Below are 16,412 nucleotides of genomic sequence, written 5' to 3' on the forward strand. Positions count from 1 at the left end.
GGCCGGACGAACTCCCACTCCGCATCGGACAGTTCATGGCGACGTATCACCCGACCATGATCCACCACTCAAGATCATTTGAAGACACCACCTAGGCCGCTCGGCGCGGCCGCGTGGTCATGGCTCCGTCCGCCGCCGGACGCGCTGCCGCCCGGCGGGGTTCCGGCCGCACCGGTGTCGGCGCGCGCGGGACGGCGGAATGCCGTGTGCGCGCACCGCGACCGTCCGTCCCTCTCTCGCCGTGCCGACGTCGGCCGTCGTTCAGGACGTCGGCGGAGGCGTGCTCGGGGGCGGAGGCGTGGTCGGGGGCGTGAACGTGTCGCCGCCCGCTCCCGGCTCGTCCTTGTGCGCGAGCCGGTCCACCGCGCCCTTGGCCTTGCCGGTGCCCGACTGGATCTTGCCCGAGTACTTGCCCTTCGTCCTCTCGTCGACGACGTGGGCGGCTTTGTCGATCCCGTGATGGATCTTGCCCCCGTGCTGTTGCGCGAGGCCGGACATCTTGTCCTTGGCAGGGCTGAGTCTGACCTTCAGATTGTGCAGAAGACCCATGGGTCACCTTCCCTGGCGGGTCCGTCAGGTGCGGGCGTTATCGCCGGTCCGACCGTCGGCGGCCTTGCCGGACGACTGCTGCCGCGGGATGCCGGCACCGTCCTCGGCGGATTCCTCCGCCCCGGTGCCGTCCTCGGACGAACCGGCCGGTGTCCCGGAGGCGGCCGCCGTCTCCGGAGCGGCCGCTTCCTGCGCGACCGTTCCGTCCGCGACCGTCCGGTCCGCGACCGCGTCTGCTCGCCGTGCGGCCTTCGACTTACGGAAAAGCAGTTCCATAACGCCCATATTCACTCCATACGGTACTCGTGCGGGCGAAATCCCGCGTCGCCCGGTGCGTCCGTCCGCGTCACCGGGTCACGCCGCCCCGTGAACGGGTGACGGAAGTCGCGCACCCGGCAACGGCCTGGCGGCGAGTCCTGTCACCTCACTCGTTCGAGGGCACGGGGTGACGTTTGGGAGACTGGTGCGGTGAGCAGCGCACCCCCCACCCCCCGGGTCATCGCCGTCGTCGGACCGACCGCGGCCGGAAAGTCCGATCTGGGCGTCTTTCTGGCCCGACGGCTCGGCGGCGAGGTCGTCAACGCCGACTCCATGCAGCTGTACCGAGGGATGGACATCGGCACCGCCAAACTGACGCCCGAGGAGCGCGGCGGCGTCCCGCACCACCTCCTCGACATCTGGGACGTCACCGTCACCGCCTCGGTCGCCGAGTACCAGCGCCTGGCCCGGGCCCGCATCGACGCCCTGCTCGCCGCTGGCCGCTGGCCGGTCCTCGTGGGCGGCTCCGGGCTGTACGTCCGCGGCGCCGTCGACAACCTGGAGTTCCCCGGCACCGACCCCGAGGTGCGGGCCCGGCTGGAGGAGGAGCTGACACTGCGCGGCTCCGGCGCCCTGCACGCCCGCCTGGCGGCCGCCGACCCGGAGGCGGCGCAGGCGATCCTGCCGAGCAACGGCCGCCGTATCGTCCGCGCCCTCGAAGTGATCGAGATCACCGGGAAGCCCTTCACGGCCAATCTGCCGGGGCACGACTCCGTCTACGACACGATCCAGATCGGCGTGGACGTGACCCGCCCCGAACTCGACGAGCGCATCGCCCGACGAGTCGACCGGATGTGGGACGCGGGGCTCGTGGACGAGGTGCGCGCGCTGGAGGCGCGGGGCCTGCGCGAGGGGCGCACGGCCTCCCGCGCGCTCGGCTACCAGCAGGTCCTCGCGGCCCTGGCCGGAGAGTGCACCGAGGACGAGGCGCGGGCGGAGACGGTCCGCGCCACCAAACGCTTCGCGCGCCGTCAGGATTCCTGGTTCAGGCGCGATCCGCGGGTGCACTGGTTGAGTGGGGCCGCGGCGGACCTCGCGGAACTTCCGCAGCTCGCGTTGACGTTGGTCGAACGACCGGTCACAGCCTGATCACGTCATGGCATCGGGACGCTCAGGCCGTCATCCGGGCCTCCGGCCCCGTGCCATCATCGAGCTTCGATCGACCAAGTGGAGTCCGAGTGGGGAGGGCGCGTGGCGATGGAGGCCGGCCCTCGTGACACCGCACAAGGCACCGAGCACGTCACCGGCGAGCAGGGCGAACCGGAGCCGGTGGACGGCCGCCCGGGTCCCGCGGGAGCGGACGGTGCCGACGGCTCGAACGGCGACGCCGGTACGGACGCCGTCGACGGCTCGAACGGCATCGACGAGATCGACGGCACGGACGGCATCGACGACACGGACGAGGCCGAGGGCGGCGTGACCGCCGACGGGCCCGAGCCGGAGGAGATGTTCGCCGGCGGCCCGGAGGTCGAGGTCGAGCTGCGCCCCCAGCGCAGGCTGCGGATCTGGCAGCTCGCCCCCATCGTCACCCTGGCCGCGACGGGCTCCCTGATGTTCGCCTTCCCGCTCGCCTTCGACTTCGGCGACAGCGGCGCCGTGATCGCCATGCTGGGCCTGCTGATCTGCTCCTGTGCGGCCGGCTGGGGAATGATGGCCGCCCGCCGCGTCGGACACACCTGGCCCGGCCTGCCGCAGCGCGGTTCCGGCCGCCGTCCCGACTGGCGGGTCGTCCTCGCCTACGTCGTCCTGGTCGCCGCGGTCGTGGTCCTGGCCGTCCTGCGGGTCGCACGGCTGCGTTAGGCCCTCTCCGCCCCGTCCGTCCCCGTCCCGCGTCGCCGCCGCGCGGCAGCGTCGTACCCACCCCGTACGATCGGGGGATGAGCACGCGGATCGCCTTCCTCAAGGGACACGGCACCGAGAACGACTTCGTGATCGTCCCGGACCCCGAGAACGCCATCGACCTCCCCCCGGCCGCCGTCGCCGCCCTGTGCGACCGTCGCGCGGGCATCGGCGGCGACGGACTGCTGCACGTCGTGCGCTCCGCCGCGCACCCGGAGGCGAAGGGCCTGGCGGCCGAGGCCGAGTGGTTCATGGACTACCGCAACGGCGACGGCTCGATCGCCGAGATGTGCGGCAACGGCGTCCGGGTCTTCGCCCGCTACCTCCGCCACGCCGGCCTCGTCCCCGAGGGCGACCTCGCGATCGCCACGCGCGCGGGCGTGAAGAGCGTGCACCTCGCCAAGGACGGCGACATCACCGTCGGCATGGGCAGGGCGCGCCTCCCCGAGGGCGACGTCACGGTCGCCGTCGGCGAGCGCAGCTGGCCCGCACGGAACGTGAACATGGGCAACCCGCACGCCGTCGCCTTCGTCGAGGACCTCGCGCACGCGGGCGACCTGTACGCGCCGCCCCCCTTCAGCCCCGCCTCCGCCTACCCGGACGGGGTCAACGTCGAGTTCGTCGTCGACCGCGGCCCGCGGCACGTCGCGCTGCGCGTGCACGAGCGCGGCTCCGGCGAGACCCGGTCCTGCGGCACGGGCGCGTGCGCCGTCGCCGTGGCCGCCGCCCGCAGGGACGGCGCCGACCCGTCCGTCACCGGTACTCCGGTGACGTACACCGTGGACGTCCCCGGCGGACGGCTCGTGATCACCGAGCGGCCCGACGGCGAGATCGAGATGACCGGTCCCGCGGTGATCGTCGCCGAAGGCGAGATCGACTCCGAGTGGCTGGAAAACGCCACCCGCTGAGGAGGGTTGCGGCTTGGCATCGGAGGCCGTGACGGCCCGGCACGCACAGGGGTGCCGCCGGGTCCGTGCCTGCGAGTTCGAAATCAAGACCGACTCGGTGTCCGTCGGCGCAAAACCGTAAACCTCACAGGCTTCGCTCGAATGGGTGATCCGTTTCACGCTCGGCGAGAGGCGGTCGGTCGGGCGTGGTGGGCTCGGTAGCATCAAGCACCGGCCCGGACGGGGGACTGTCGCCAGCCCCCCGAGCCGTGTCCGCCCTGGGGCACCCCGTCCGCCGGTCCACGCAGCCGGAGGTGCCCATGAGTGCGGAGGCCACGAACCCCGCGACCCCAGGCCCGGTAGTGCCTGCCGCGCCCCGCAGGCGCAGCCGCCCCCGGATCGACCTGCGCCGTCTGGGCCGGGCGGCCCTGCTCGGCCCCGCCTCCCGCGGCAGGCTGCCCGACGCGATCGGGCACGTGGTCGAGGCCCACCGCTTCCACCACCCGGACGCCGATCTCGAACCACTGCGCCGCGCCTACGTGCTCGCGGAGTCCTCCCACCGCGGTCAGATGCGCAAGAGCGGCGAGCCGTACATCACGCACCCGCTGGCCGTGACGCTGATCCTGGCCGAACTCGGCGCCGAGACGACCACGTTGACGGCATCGCTGCTCCACGACACGGTGGAGGACACCGATGTGACGCTCGATCAGGTCGGTGACGAGTTCGGCGCCGAGGTGCGCTACCTCGTCGACGGCGTGACGAAGCTGGAGAAGGTGGACTACGGCGCCGCCGCCGAACCCGAGACGTTCCGCAAGATGCTCGTCGCCACCGGCAACGACGTCCGCGTGATGTCCATCAAACTCGCCGACCGGCTGCACAACATGCGCACCCTCGGCGTGATGCGTCCCGAGAAGCAGGAACGCATCGCCAAGGTGACCCGCGACGTCCTCATCCCGCTCGCCGAACGCCTCGGTGTCCAGGCGCTGAAGACCGAACTGGAGGACCTGGTCTTCGCCATCCTGCACCCCGAGGAGTACGAGCACACGCGCAAGCTGATCGTCGACAACGCCTCGCGCGCGGACGACGCCCTCGCCGAGTTCGCCGACGTGACGCGCGCGGTGCTGCGCGACGCCGACATCCAGGCCGAAGTCCTCATCCGGCCGCGGCACTTGGTCTCCCTGCACCGCACCGCCCGCAAACGCGGACGGCTGCGCGGCTCCGACTTCGGCCGCCTGCTCGTCCTCGTCAACGAGGACGCCGACTGCTACGCGGTCCTCGGTGAACTGCACACCTGTATGACGCCGGTGGTCTCGGAGTTCAAGGACTTCATCGCCGTCCCCAAGTTCAACCTGTACCAGTCGCTGCACACCGCCGTCTCCCTCCCCCGGGCCCGCACGGACTCGTCCGGGGGCACCCCCGCCGACGTCCAGGTCGCCGAAGTCCTCATCCGCACCCACCAGATGCACAAGGTCGCCGAGGCCGGAGTCGTCGCGCTCGGCAATCCCTACGCCCCACCGGCGGAGGAGCAGGGCGCGCCCGACGGCGAGCGCGTCGACCCCACCCGCCCCGGCTGGCTCTCCCGTCTCCTCGACTGGCAGGAGGCGGCCCCCGACCCGGACACGTTCTGGTCCACCCTGCGCGAGGACCTCGCCCAGGACCGCGAGATCACCGTCTTCCGCCCCGACGGCGGCGCCCTCGGCCTGCCCGAGGGCGCCACCTGCGTGGACGCCGCGTACGCGCAGTACGGCGAGGACGCCCACGCCTGCCTCGGCGCCCGCGTCAACGGCCGCCTGGCGACCCTGAGCACCGTGCTGCGGGACGGCGACAGCGTCCAGCTCCTCATGGGCCAGGACCCCGCCTCCGAGCCCTCCAGGGAGTGGCTGGAGCACGCCCACACGCCCGCCGCGCGCATCGCCATCCAGCGGTGGCTCGCGGCCCACCCGGGTGCGGACGGTGTGCCCGCCGAGGCCGACGGCACGAAGGCCGGCCCGGCCAGGCCCCCGTCCGACGGCGCCCCGGCCCACCCCGCACCGGACGCCTCCGCGCCCGAGACGCCCACGTCCCGCCCCGGCGCCGCGATCACCGTCGTCGACCGCCCCGGCGCCGGGGTCCGGCTCGCCGGGTGCTGCACGCCCGTCCCCGCCGACGAGGTCACCGGCTTCGCCGTACGCGGCGGGGTGGTGACCGTGCACCGCGTGGAGTGCGCCGCCGTGGCGCGCATGACGGAGGCGGGGCGCGCGGCGGTCGACGTGCGCTGGGGGGACACCACCGAGTGCCGGGTCACCCTGTTCGCCGAATCGTTCGGCCGCCCCCATCTGCTCGCCGACCTCACCGAGGCGATGGCCCTGGAGGGCGCCGAGATCGTCTCCGCGACCGTCGAACCGCCCAGCCAGCAGCGGGTCCGCCACACCTACACCGTCCAGCTCCCCGACGCGGCCCGGCTGCCCACCCTCATCCGCGCCATGCGCGACGTCCCCGGTGTGTACGACGTGGGACGCGCGCACCACCAGACGCCGTTCTCCTGATCCCCCGAGGCACGGCCCGGATCCTTCCCGCCCCGTCCGTCACCGCACGCGCGCGTGCGCAATCCGTTCGGGTGGACCGGTCGCGCGTCGGCGCCGCACGGGCGGGGCGCGCTGGTAGCCGTGGTGCATGCTGCTCTCCCCCCGCGCCCAGGCCCACCGGGACGGCACCGGCTCCCGCCGGCCCCGCACCGCCCGCTCCCGCCGCCTCACCTCCGCCCTCCTCGCCTCGGCCGTCTCCGTCTGCCTCGTCGCCGCGGGCGCCCCGCCCGCCCCGCTCGGCGTCGGCGACCGCCTCTACCCCCACCTGGGCAACCCCGGCTACGACGTGGCGTCGTACGACCTGGCCCTCACGTACTCCGGAAGCAACGACGAACCGCTCCAGGCGGTCACCACGATCGACGGCTGGACCACCGCCACCCTGGACCGGATCAACCTGGACTTCGCCCACGGCGAGGTCCGGTCCGTCGAGGTCGACGGGGAGCCCGCCGACTTCGCCGCCGCCGGCGAGGACCTGGTGATCACGCCGGCGCACCCGCTGCCCCGCGGCGACTGGATGCGCGTCACCGTGCGTCACACCAGCGACCCGGTGAGCCCCGACGGCCGGGACGGCGGCTGGCTGCGGACCGCGGACGGACTCGCCATGGCCAACCAGGCCGACGCCGCCCACCTGGTGTTCCCGTGCAACGACCACCCCTCCGACAAGGCCATGTTCACCGTCCGGGTCACCACGCCCAGCGGGTACACGGCCGTCGCCAACGGTCTGCCGACCGACGTCGACCGGGCGGGCCGCGCGACGACGTGGACGTACCGCACCCTGCACCCGATGGCCACCGAACTCGCCCAGGTCTCCATCGGGCGCTCCGCCGTCCTGCACCGCGAGGGACCGCGCGGACTGCCGGTGCGGGACGTCGTCCCCGCCAAGGACCGCGAGGCCCTCGAACCCTGGCTGCGGAAGACCCCCGACCAGATCGCCTGGATGGAGAGCAAGGTCGGCCCCTACCCCTTCGAGACGTACGGCGTGCTCGTCGCCGACACCGCCACCGGCTTCGAACTGGAGACGCAGACCCTCTCCCTCTTCGAGAAGGGCCTGTTCACCGAGCCCGCCTACCCCACGTGGTACGTCGAGTCGATCATGGTGCACGAGCTGGCCCACCAGTGGTTCGGCGACAGCGTCAGCCCGCGCACCTGGTCCGACCTCTGGCTCAACGAAGGCCACGCCACCTGGTACGAGGCCCTGTACGCGCAGGAGAAGGCCGACCGCACCCTTCAGGCCCGCATGAAGGCGGCCTACGGCGCCTCCGACCGCTGGCGCACGGCCGGCGGCCCGCCCGGCGCCCCCAAGCCGCCGGCGCCCGGCCAGAAGATCGGCATCTTCCGCTCCAACGTCTACGACGGCGCGGCCCTGGTGCTCTTCGCCCTGCGCCAGGAGATCGGCCAGGAGGCCTTCGACCGGCTGGAACGGAGCTGGCTGAGCGACCACCGCGACGCCACCGCGGGCACGGCCGACTTCGTCCGCCTCGCCGCCCGGATCTCCGGCCGTGACCTCGGGAGCTTCTTCCAGCACTGGCTGTACGACGAGAAGACCCCGCCGATGCCCGGCCACCCGGAGTGGAAGCCGGCCGCGCCCGCCGGCAAGGCCCCCGGCCCCGCCGTCAAGGCCTCCGAATAAGGCGATGACGAGACGGGCCGTACCGTGCGACCATCGTCGAGTCGGCGGGGCACGGGACACGGGAATCTCCCGGACCGCTCGTGCGTTGTGCACTATGACCGCCGAACCGGCATCCCCAACGACGTAAGGACCCAATGACCTCCTCTTCTTCCCCTTCCCAGGACACCAAGCGCCTCGCGCACGCCTACCCCGAAGGTCTTCGGGCCGATGCCCTGATGGAAGAGGACGTCGCCTGGAGCCTCGACACCGACGGAGACCGGGACGGCGACCAGCTCGACCGCTCCGAGCGGGCGGCCCTGCGCCGCGTCGCCGGTCTCTCCACCGAACTCGAGGACGTCACCGAGGTCGAGTACCGTCAGCTCCGCCTGGAGCGGGTCGTGCTCGTCGGCGTCTGGACCTCGGGGACCGCACAGGACGCGGACAACTCCCTCGCCGAGCTGGCCGCCCTCGCGGAGACCGCGGGCGCGCTCGTGCTCGACGGCGTGATCCAGCGCCGCGACAAGCCCGACGCCGCCACCTACATCGGCTCCGGCAAGGCCGACGAGCTGCGCGACATCGTCCTCGAGACCGGCGCGGACACCGTCATCTGCGACGGTGAGCTGAGCCCGGGCCAGCTGATCCACCTCGAGGACGTCGTCAAGGTCAAGGTCATCGACCGCACGGCCCTGATCCTGGACATCTTCGCCCAGCACGCCAAGTCCCGGGAGGGCAAGGCGCAGGTCGCGCTCGCGCAGATGCAGTACATGCTGCCGAGGCTGCGCGGCTGGGGCCAGTCGCTGTCCCGTCAGATGGGCGGCGGCAAGGGCGGCGGCCTCGCCACCCGCGGTCCCGGTGAGACCAAGATCGAGACGGACCGGCGCCGGATCCGCGAGAAGATGGCGAAGATGCGCCGGGAGATCGCGGAGATGAAGACCGGGCGCGAGATCAAGCGCCAGGAGCGCAAGCGCCACAAGGTGCCCTCCGTCGCCATCGCGGGCTACACCAACGCAGGCAAGTCCTCGCTGCTCAACCGGCTCACGGGCGCGGGCGTGCTGGTCGAGAACGCCCTGTTCGCGACCCTCGACCCGACCGTGCGCCGGGCCGAGACCCCGAGCGGCCGGCTCTACACGCTGGCCGACACCGTCGGCTTCGTCCGCCACCTTCCGCACCACCTGGTCGAGGCGTTCCGCTCCACCATGGAGGAGGTCGGCGAGTCCGACCTGATCCTGCACGTGGTGGACGGCTCGCACCCGGCCCCGGAGGAGCAGCTCGCCGCCGTGCGCGAGGTGATCAGGGACGTCGGCGCCATCGACGTGCCCGAGATCGTCGTGATCAACAAGGCCGACGCGGCCGACCCGCTCACGCTCCAGCGGCTCCTGCGCAACGAGAAGCACTCCATCGCCGTCTCGGCCCGCACCGGCCAGGGCATCGGCGAACTGCTGGCGCTCATCGACGACGAGCTGCCCAGGCCGTCCGTCGAGGTCGAGGCGCTCGTGCCGTACACCCACGGCAAGCTGGTCGCGCGCGCCCACGCCGAGGGCGAGGTGATCTCCGAGGAGCACACGGCGGAGGGCACCCTGCTGAAGGCGCGGGTGCACGAGGAACTGGCGGCGGATCTCGCGCCGTACGTTCCCGCGCCGCTCGTCTGACGCGTCGGTTCACCCGAAGGCCCGCCCCCGCCCCGCTCGTCGCGGCGGGGGCGGGCCCTCGTCGTACGCGGGCAGGTCTACCGGCCGGCGAACTTCTCGCTCACCGAGTCGTACACGCCCTTGGCCACCTCGCCCAGCCGCGGACCCGCGAGCCAGCCGGCGTTCACCGGGCCGATCGAGGTGTTGGACACCAGCGCGGGCTTGCCGTCCGAGCCGGCGGCCACCCAGCCGCCGCCGGACGAACCACCGGTCATCGTGCACCCGATGCGGTACATCGTCGGGTCGGTGCCGTTGAGCGACAGCCGCCCGGGCTTGTCCTGGCACTGGTACAGCGTCTGCCCGTCGTACGGCGCCGCCGCCGGGTAGCCGGTCGCCGTGATGTCCTTCACCTTGGTCACCGCCGGGGCCGCGAAGTCCACCGGCAGCGCCGAACCGACCATCTCCTCCAGCGACTTCCCGGCGCTGCCCTCCTCGGGCGTCACATGGATGACGGCGAAGTCGTACGAGGCGCCGTCGCCGCCGGTCTGCCCGCCCTGCTCGATCCACTGGTCGGACGTCTGCGCCCAGTCGCCCCACCAGACCCCGTACGGCGCCACCTCTTCCTTGGTCGCCGTCTGCAGCTTCGCGGCCGACATGCCCGAGTCGTTGTACGACGGCACGAAGGCGATGTTGCGGTACCAGCCGCCCTTCTTGCCGGCGTGCACGCAGTGGCCCGCCGTCCACACCAGGTTGGACTTGCCGGGGTGGGCCGGGTCCTGCACGACCGTGGCCGAGCAGACCATCGTGCCCTCGGGGGAGTCGAAGAACACCTTGCCCGCCTCGGGGGCGTTGGCGTGGTAGGTGGTCGGCACGGCCGCCGCGTCCACCGCCGCCAGCTCGGGGTCGGTCACACCCTGGTCGTCGGAGAGGTCGTTCTCGTCGACGCTGCGGTCCGGGTCCTCCGCCTCACGCATCCGGTCCGGGTCCCACAGGCCCTTGATGATCGGGTTGACGTAGTCCTGCGCCTCGCGCAGCCAGTCGTCCCTGTCCCAGTTCTTCCAGGCGCCGTTCTTCCACTTGTCCAGATCGATCCCGTGTTCCTTGAGCCGGTCCTTGATGTCGTCCGGGATCGTGATCTTTCCGTCGCCCGCGGCCGAGGCGGAGGCACCGGCCCGGGTGTCGGCGTCGGCGCCGCCCGAGTCGCAGGCGGTCGCGGTGAGGGCGAGCGCCGAGGCCAGGGCGACGGCCCCCAGCGCGGGGGAGATTCTGCGCGAGGCGTTCCTCCCCCGCCGGGCGACGAAGGACGGCCGTATGGATCGCATGGTGAGACTCCCCGTGGTGTCAAGGAACTTGGAGCGGCGGCCGCGCACACCGCGGGAACTCGGCGTCCTCTCATGCCTGGTTCGGGCGGGTCTCACGGCCGGGTGGGACGGCATCACACGATATGCGTTCGCTGTGGGGGAGCACCGACGGAACAGCAACGGTTCCGTCACGGCAAGGATCTTGGGGCAACCCGTAACCCGCAGGACCGTCGGCGGTTGGTAGCCGTGGGGCGACGGTCCGTGCGCGGCCCTTCCCGCGGGAATCCCCCGAGGGCGCGCTGTCGCCGCCCCCGGCCCGGCACGCCGGTCGGGACCCGGCGAGGGGAGCCCCGCGGCGCACCGACTCGCCGGTGGACAGCGGGAGGACAGAAACCGTGGCCGTAACGCAGCCAGTGCCGGGGGAGACGTCCCCGGGACGTGATCCCGACGGGGGAACCGCCGCGGGGACCCCGGTGTGCGGGAGCCCGGCCGGTGCGGAGGTCTCCGTGCCCGGCACTCCCGTGCGCGGACGCCCCGCCCAGGAGAGCGTCCCGGGCGCGCAGTCGGCACGCGCATCGGCGGCGCGGACCTGCGCCGGGGCCCTGCCGGTCGTGCCGGTCCGGGCCCGGGGGCTGACCATCGAGGGTGCCGACGGCCGCCGCTACCTCGACTGCGTCTCGGGCGCCGGGACCCTCGCGCTCGGCCACAACCATCCCGTCGTCCTGGAGGCGGTCCGCAAGGTCCTCGACTCGGGCGCCCCGCTGCACGCCCTCGATCTCGCCACGCCGCTCAAGGACGCCTTCGTCGCCGAGCTGCTGCACACCCTGCCGCCGGGACTGGCCGGCCACGCGCGCGTGCGGTTCTGCGGACCGGCCGGCTCGGACGCGGTGGAGGCCGCGCTCGCGCTGGTCCGGGCCGCCACGGGCCGCACCGGGATCCTGGCGTTCACCGGGGCCCGGCACGGAACGACCCCGGGTTCCCCCGAAGCCCTCGGCCGCGACCCCGACGTACGGGTGACCCGGCTGCCGTACCCCCGGGATCACCGCTGTCCCTCCGGTGCCGGTGGCGAGCGGGGCACCGAACTCGCCGCCCACTGGACCGGGTCGGTCCTCGACGACCCCGGGCCGGGGGTGCGCCCGCCGGCCGGGCTGATCCTCGAACCCGTCCAGGGCGAGGGGGGAGTGATCCCCGCGCCGGACGCCTGGATGCGCCGCGTGCGCCGCGTCACCGCCGAACGCTCGATCCCCCTGATCGCCGACGAGACCCGGACGGGCGTCGGGCGGACCGGTGCCTTCTGGGCCGTCGAACACAGTGGCATCACCCCCGACGTGATGATCCTGTCCAAGGCCGTCGGCGGCGGTCTGCCCCTGGCCGTGATCGTCCACCGGGACGACCTCGACGTCCGGGAACCCGGCGCCCTCGCGGGCCCGTTCCGCGGCAACCAGCTCGCCATGGCCGCCGGCGCGGCCACCCTCGCCCATGTCCGCGCCAACGGCCTCGCCGGACGCGCGGCCGCCCTGGGCGACCGCCTCCTGCGCCAACTCCGTTGTCTGGCGGACGACTTCCCGTGCGTCGGGGACGTGCGGGGGCGCGGCCTGATGATCGGGGTGGAGATGGTCGACCCGGAGGGGATCCCGGGGGGACGTGGTGCCGCCGCTCGGGGGACTCCTCCCGCGCCGGCTTCCCCCGCGCCGCCTCCTCCCGCGTCACCCGAACTGGCCGCCGCCGTCCGGCGGGAGTGCCTGAGCCGCGGCCTGATCGTCGAACTGACCGGACGCCACGCGAGCGTCGTACGCCTGCTGCCACCCCTGACCATCACCGACGAACAGGCGGCGGCCGTACTCGACCGACTCTCGGACGCGGTGCACGCCGTGGCCCGCACCCGAGCGAAGGAACGACCGTGACCGCCCCGCCCCGTCCTCGTCGCCCACGTCGGTCCTCCCGGCCCCCCCGGGGGGGCGGCAGGGCGCCGCGGCCGACCCGCTGCACCACCCCGACCCCCATCGGTCGGCCCAGGCGGCGGCCGTGGAGAACCTGCTGCGCTGCTGGGTCCGCGAGACCGGCCTGCCCGCCCCCCCGGCGACGGTGTTCTGCGCATCCCGCTGCCCGCCACCGGCACCGCGCTCCTCGTCCCCGTGCACTACTGGTCGCCCACCGGCCGGCACCGTTTCGGGCTTCCGCGCCCGGCCGACGCCCCCGAGCACTCCGCGCCCGTGGACGCGGTCATGCTCGCGGCCCTGCTCAGCCGCGAGGTATTGCCCACAACACGCCGTCCGTCGCGGCCTTCCTGACCGCCGGCTTCCGGCTCTCCGCGGAGGTCGGCCTGCCCGCCGAGCGAGCCGCTCTCATGATCCGGGACCAGGCTTCGCGTCATCTGCTCTGACACCCTGCCGAACTCACCCTGTTGAGCTCACCCTGTCGAGCCGTCCGATCAGCGGCCGCCCGCATCCGGTCCCGATCGGTCACCCGTGTGCCGAAACCGGCGCCCCGCCCCGCCCACCGGGAGGCCCACCGTCTTGATCGCATCGCTCCCGTCCCCCGTGACCACACCTTTGTCAGTGCCGCCCCGTAGGGTGGTCGCGCTATGACGAAGCCCTCACTCCCCGAACTCCTGCACGCCGCCGTCGCCGCCGTCGGCGGTACGGAGCGCCCCGGCCAGGTGACCATGGCCGAAGCCGTCGCGGAGGCGATCGACGACGGATCCCATCTGCTGGTCCAGGCCGGCACCGGCACCGGCAAGTCGCTGGGGTACCTCGTGCCCGCGCTCGCGCACGGTGAGCGGGTCGTGGTGGCGACCGCCACCCTGGCGCTGCAACGCCAGCTCGTGGAGCGCGATCTGCCGCGCACGGTCGACGCGCTGCATCCGCTGCTGCGCCGCCGTCCGGAGTTCGCGATGCTCAAGGGCCGGTCGAACTACCTGTGCCTGCACCGGTTGCACGAGGGCATGCCCCAGGACGAGGAGGAGGGCCTCTTCGACCAGTTCGAGGCCGCCGCGCCCACCAGCAAGCTGGGCCAGGACCTGCTGAGGCTGCGCGACTGGGCCGACGAGACGGAGGACGGCGACCGGGACGACCTGACCCCTGGCGTCTCCGACCGCGCCTGGGGCCAGGTCTCGGTCTCGTCCCGCGAGTGCCTCGGCGCCACGAAGTGCGCGTACGGCGCCGAGTGCTTCGCGGAGATGGCCCGCGAGCGGGCCAAGCTGGCCGAGGTCGTCGTCACCAACCACGCCCTGCTGGCCATCGACGCCATCGAGGGCGCTCCCGTCCTTCCCCAGCACGAGGTGCTGATCGTCGACGAGGCCCACGAGCTGGTCTCGCGGGTCACCGGCGTCGCCACCGGCGAGCTGACCGCGGGCCAGGTCAACAGGGCCGTGCGCCGCGCCGCGAAGCTCGTCGACGAGAAGGCGGCCGACCAGCTCCAGACCGCAGCCGAGGGTTTCGAGCGACTGATGGAGCTGGCTCTTCCGGGCCGTCTGGAAGAGATCCCGGAAGACCTCGGCTACGCCCTCATGGCGCTGCGCGACGCCGCCCGCACGGTGATCTCCGCGATCGGCGCGACCCGCGACAAGTCCGTCCAGGACGAGGACTCGGTCCGCAAGCAGGCCCTGGCGTCGGTGGAGAGCGTCCACGACGTGGCGGAGCGCCTCGTGAACGGCTCCGAGTACGACGTCGTCTGGTACGAGCGGCACGACCGCTTCGGCGCCTCCCTGCGCGTCGCCCCCATGAACGTCTCGGGCCTCCTGCGCGAGAAGCTCTTCGCGGACCGCTCCGTGGTCCTGGCCTCGGCGACGCTGAAGCTGGGCGGCGACTTCAACGGCGTGGGCGCCTCCATGGGGCTCGCCCCGGAGGGCACCCAGGGCGAGGACGTCCCCCAGTGGAAGGGCATCGACGTCGGCTCCCCCTTCGACTACCCCAAGCAGGGCATCCTGTACGTGGCCAAGCACCTGGCCCGCCCCGCGCGCGACGGCGACCGCGCGGACATGCTGGACGAGCTGACGGAGCTGATCCAGGCGGCCGGCGGACGCACCCTCGGTCTCTTCTCCTCGATGCGCGCCGCCCAGCTGGCCGCTGAGGAGCTGCGTGCCCGCATCCCCGAGTTCCCGATCCTGTTGCAGGGCGAGGAGACGCTCGGTGAGCTGATCAAGAACTTCGCGGCCGACCCGGAGACCTGCCTCTTCGGCACGCTGTCGCTCTGGCAGGGTGTCGACGTGCCCGGCCCGAACTGTCAGCTGGTGGTGATGGACAAGATCCCCTTCCCGCGGCCGGACGACCCCTTGATGAGCGCTCGCCAGAAGGCGGTCGAGGAGGCCGGCGGCAATGGCTTCATGGCGGTCGCCGCCACCCACGCCGCGCTGCTGATGGCCCAGGGCGCGGGCCGGCTCGTCCGCGCGTCGGGCGACCGCGGAGTCGTCGCAGTGCTGGACCAGCGGCTCGCCACGGCCCGCTACGGCAGCTATCTGAAGGCCTCGATGCCCGACTTCTGGTTCACGACGGACCCGAACCAGGTCCGCAGGTCGCTGGCGGCGATCGATGCGGCTGCGAAGCAGGTCGACGCGTAGGGCACGGGGGGGCGAGGAAGGGGGCCTGTCCCGTGCGGACGGGCCCCCTTCCGCACGGGACGGGCCCTCTTCCGTCCCGTCTGTTCCGCTCGGTGACCGGACCGCCCGGACCGCCCTGCGGCGCAGGACCGACCAGGCCCTGGACGGCACAGGCCCCACCGGCGCCCGGACAGCACAGGGCCCCGGAACCGGCGCAGGGATTCCGGGGCCCAGTCAGGGGGGCGGTCGAGGAGGCCCGTCCGCCGCCGCACTCAGACGCGGCGCAGAACGGCCACCACCTTGCCGAGGATGGTCGCGTCGTCGCCGGAGATCGGCTCGTATGCCGCGTTGTGCGGGAGCAGCCACACATGGCCGTCCTCGCGCTTGAAGCGCTTCACGGTGGCCTCACCCTCCAGCATGGCGGCCACGATGTCGCCGTTCTCCGCGACCGGCTGGCGGCGGACGGTGACCCAGTCGCCGTCGCAGATCGCGGCCTCGATCATCGAGTCACCGACGACCTTGAGCACGAACAGCTCACCGTCGCCGACGAGCTGCCGGGGGAGCGGGAAGACGTCCTCCACCGACTCCTCGGCGAGGATCGGGCCGCCGGCGGCGATCCGGCCGACCAGCGGGACGTAGGACGCGGCGGGCTTGCCGGCGGTGTCCGTGGGCTGCGCCGTCGCGGCCTGGTCGGACCCGCGCACCTCGTACGCGCGGGGACGGTGCGGGTCACGGCGCAGGAAGCCCTTGCGCTCCAGTGCCATCAGCTGGTGTGCGACCGACGAGGTGCTGGACAGGCCGACCGCCTGGCCGATCTCCCGCATCGACGGCGGGTATCCGCGCCGCTGGACGGAATCCCGGATGACCTCGATCACCCGCCGCTGACGGTCGGTGAGTCCCGAGCTGTCCGCCCGGATGCCTGGAGGTCGGCCCGGCAGGGAGCGCTTGTGCCCCTCCGGATTCATGGGTTCGTTCATCGCGTGCACCGGCTCGAGTCGGCCCTGGGAGCGGTCCTGGGCAGTGATGGTGGCACTGTCTGCGGTGGTGGTCACGTCGGCCCCTCTCGGTTGTCTCCCTGCTGCACAACGGTAGTTGCTTTCGAAAGGTTGCGCCAAACACACGTTCGAGTGAAAAAGCGTGGATAGCGTGACTTGATCATGTGCCGAGGTGTATGGCTGAC

At 72.8% G+C, this 16,412-nt stretch carries 12 protein-coding genes and 1 pseudogene; 9 read left to right on the forward strand and 4 right to left on the reverse strand.

All coding sequences use genetic code 11. The annotated features are described in order from the left end of the window. Window positions 1-261: 261 nt before the first annotated feature. Together ACH4N1_RS24490 and ACH4N1_RS24495 are read right to left on the reverse strand one after the other, a co-directional pair. Window positions 262-549, reverse strand: a complete 288-nt coding sequence (locus ACH4N1_RS24490; protein WP_398100087.1) for an antitoxin — start codon at window positions 547-549, stop codon at window positions 262-264. A gap of 24 nt (window positions 550-573) precedes the next feature. Then, window positions 574-825 carry a hypothetical protein gene (locus ACH4N1_RS24495; RefSeq protein ID WP_398100089.1) on the reverse strand — a complete coding sequence of 84 codons (252 nt, stop codon included), beginning with the start codon at window positions 823-825 and terminating at the stop codon, window positions 574-576. Between the two features lie 192 nt (window positions 826-1,017). Between ACH4N1_RS24495 and miaA the strand changes: the two genes are divergently transcribed. From miaA to hflX, 6 genes are all read left to right on the forward strand, one after another. Continuing rightward, window positions 1,018-1,956, forward strand: a complete 939-nt coding sequence (gene miaA, locus ACH4N1_RS24500) for a tRNA (adenosine(37)-N6)-dimethylallyltransferase MiaA (protein ID WP_398100091.1) — start codon at window positions 1,018-1,020, stop codon at window positions 1,954-1,956. Window positions 1,957-2,064: 108 nt separating this feature from the next. Beyond that, entirely contained in the window at window positions 2,065-2,667 is a 603-nt protein-coding gene (locus ACH4N1_RS24505; RefSeq protein ID WP_398100263.1) for a hypothetical protein, read from the forward strand. A 77-nt stretch (window positions 2,668-2,744) separates the two neighbouring features. Continuing rightward, window positions 2,745-3,614, forward strand: a complete 870-nt coding sequence (gene dapF / locus ACH4N1_RS24510) for a diaminopimelate epimerase (protein ID WP_398100093.1) — start codon at window positions 2,745-2,747, stop codon at window positions 3,612-3,614. A gap of 299 nt (window positions 3,615-3,913) precedes the next feature. Next, window positions 3,914-6,118, forward strand: coding sequence for a RelA/SpoT family protein (locus ACH4N1_RS24515; protein ID WP_398100095.1), 2,205 nt, complete (start codon window positions 3,914-3,916; stop codon window positions 6,116-6,118). A gap of 127 nt (window positions 6,119-6,245) precedes the next feature. Beyond that, window positions 6,246-7,787 (forward strand): M1 family metallopeptidase, encoded by a 1,542-nt coding sequence (locus ACH4N1_RS24520; protein WP_398100097.1) that lies wholly within the window; start codon window positions 6,246-6,248, stop codon window positions 7,785-7,787. 134 nt (window positions 7,788-7,921) lie between these two features. After that, window positions 7,922-9,415, forward strand: a complete 1,494-nt coding sequence (gene hflX / locus ACH4N1_RS24525) for a GTPase HflX (protein WP_398100099.1) — start codon at window positions 7,922-7,924, stop codon at window positions 9,413-9,415. 77 nt (window positions 9,416-9,492) lie between these two features. On the opposite strand, the gene ACH4N1_RS24530 is transcribed toward hflX, so the two are convergent. Beyond that, window positions 9,493-10,716: a trypsin-like serine peptidase gene (locus ACH4N1_RS24530; protein WP_398100101.1), complete on the reverse strand. Its 1,224-nt coding sequence runs from the start codon at window positions 10,714-10,716 to the stop codon at window positions 9,493-9,495. A 485-nt stretch (window positions 10,717-11,201) separates the two neighbouring features. On the opposite strand from ACH4N1_RS24530, the gene ACH4N1_RS24535 reads away from it, so the two are divergent. The 3 genes and pseudogenes from ACH4N1_RS24535 to ACH4N1_RS24545 all read left to right on the forward strand — a co-directional run bounded on the left by ACH4N1_RS24535 (window position 11,202) and on the right by ACH4N1_RS24545 (window position 15,253). Continuing rightward, window positions 11,202-12,599 (forward strand): aminotransferase class III-fold pyridoxal phosphate-dependent enzyme, encoded by a 1,398-nt coding sequence (locus tag ACH4N1_RS24535; RefSeq protein WP_398100102.1) that lies wholly within the window; start codon window positions 11,202-11,204, stop codon window positions 12,597-12,599. A 79-nt stretch (window positions 12,600-12,678) separates the two neighbouring features. Next, window positions 12,679-12,947: pseudogene (locus ACH4N1_RS24540) on the forward strand (iron transporter); the annotation flags it as partial. 332 nt (window positions 12,948-13,279) lie between these two features. Further along, window positions 13,280-15,253: an ATP-dependent DNA helicase gene (locus ACH4N1_RS24545; protein ID WP_398100104.1), complete on the forward strand. Its 1,974-nt coding sequence runs from the start codon at window positions 13,280-13,282 to the stop codon at window positions 15,251-15,253. A gap of 251 nt (window positions 15,254-15,504) precedes the next feature. Here ACH4N1_RS24545 and lexA read toward each other — a convergent pair whose 3' ends face one another. After that, entirely contained in the window at window positions 15,505-16,284 is a 780-nt protein-coding gene (gene lexA, locus ACH4N1_RS24550) for a transcriptional repressor LexA (RefSeq protein ID WP_398100106.1), read from the reverse strand. Window positions 16,285-16,412 lie beyond the last annotated feature (128 nt).

It is taken from the genome of Streptomyces sp. NPDC017202 (assembly GCF_044331705.1).
Lineage (GTDB): Bacteria > Actinomycetota > Actinomycetes > Streptomycetales > Streptomycetaceae > Streptomyces.

Excerpts from the sequence above, each read along its gene's own strand:
- ACH4N1_RS24490 (WP_398100087.1), bottom strand. The coding sequence starts at position 549 with ATGGGTCTTCTGCACAATCTGAAGGTCAGACTCAGCCCTGCCAAGGAC.
- ACH4N1_RS24495 (WP_398100089.1), bottom strand. The coding sequence starts at position 825 with ATGGAACTGCTTTTCCGTAAGTCGAAGGCCGCACGGCGAGCAGACGCG.
- ACH4N1_RS24505 (WP_398100263.1), top strand. The coding sequence starts at position 2,065 with ATGGAGGCCGGCCCTCGTGACACCGCACAAGGCACCGAGCACGTCACC.
- dapF (WP_398100093.1), top strand. The coding sequence starts at position 2,745 with ATGAGCACGCGGATCGCCTTCCTCAAGGGACACGGCACCGAGAACGAC.
- ACH4N1_RS24515 (WP_398100095.1), top strand. The coding sequence starts at position 3,914 with ATGAGTGCGGAGGCCACGAACCCCGCGACCCCAGGCCCGGTAGTGCCT.
- ACH4N1_RS24520 (WP_398100097.1), top strand. The coding sequence starts at position 6,246 with ATGCTGCTCTCCCCCCGCGCCCAGGCCCACCGGGACGGCACCGGCTCC.
- hflX (WP_398100099.1), top strand. The coding sequence starts at position 7,922 with ATGACCTCCTCTTCTTCCCCTTCCCAGGACACCAAGCGCCTCGCGCAC.
- ACH4N1_RS24530 (WP_398100101.1), bottom strand. The coding sequence starts at position 10,716 with ATGCGATCCATACGGCCGTCCTTCGTCGCCCGGCGGGGGAGGAACGCC.
- ACH4N1_RS24545 (WP_398100104.1), top strand. The coding sequence starts at position 13,280 with ATGACGAAGCCCTCACTCCCCGAACTCCTGCACGCCGCCGTCGCCGCC.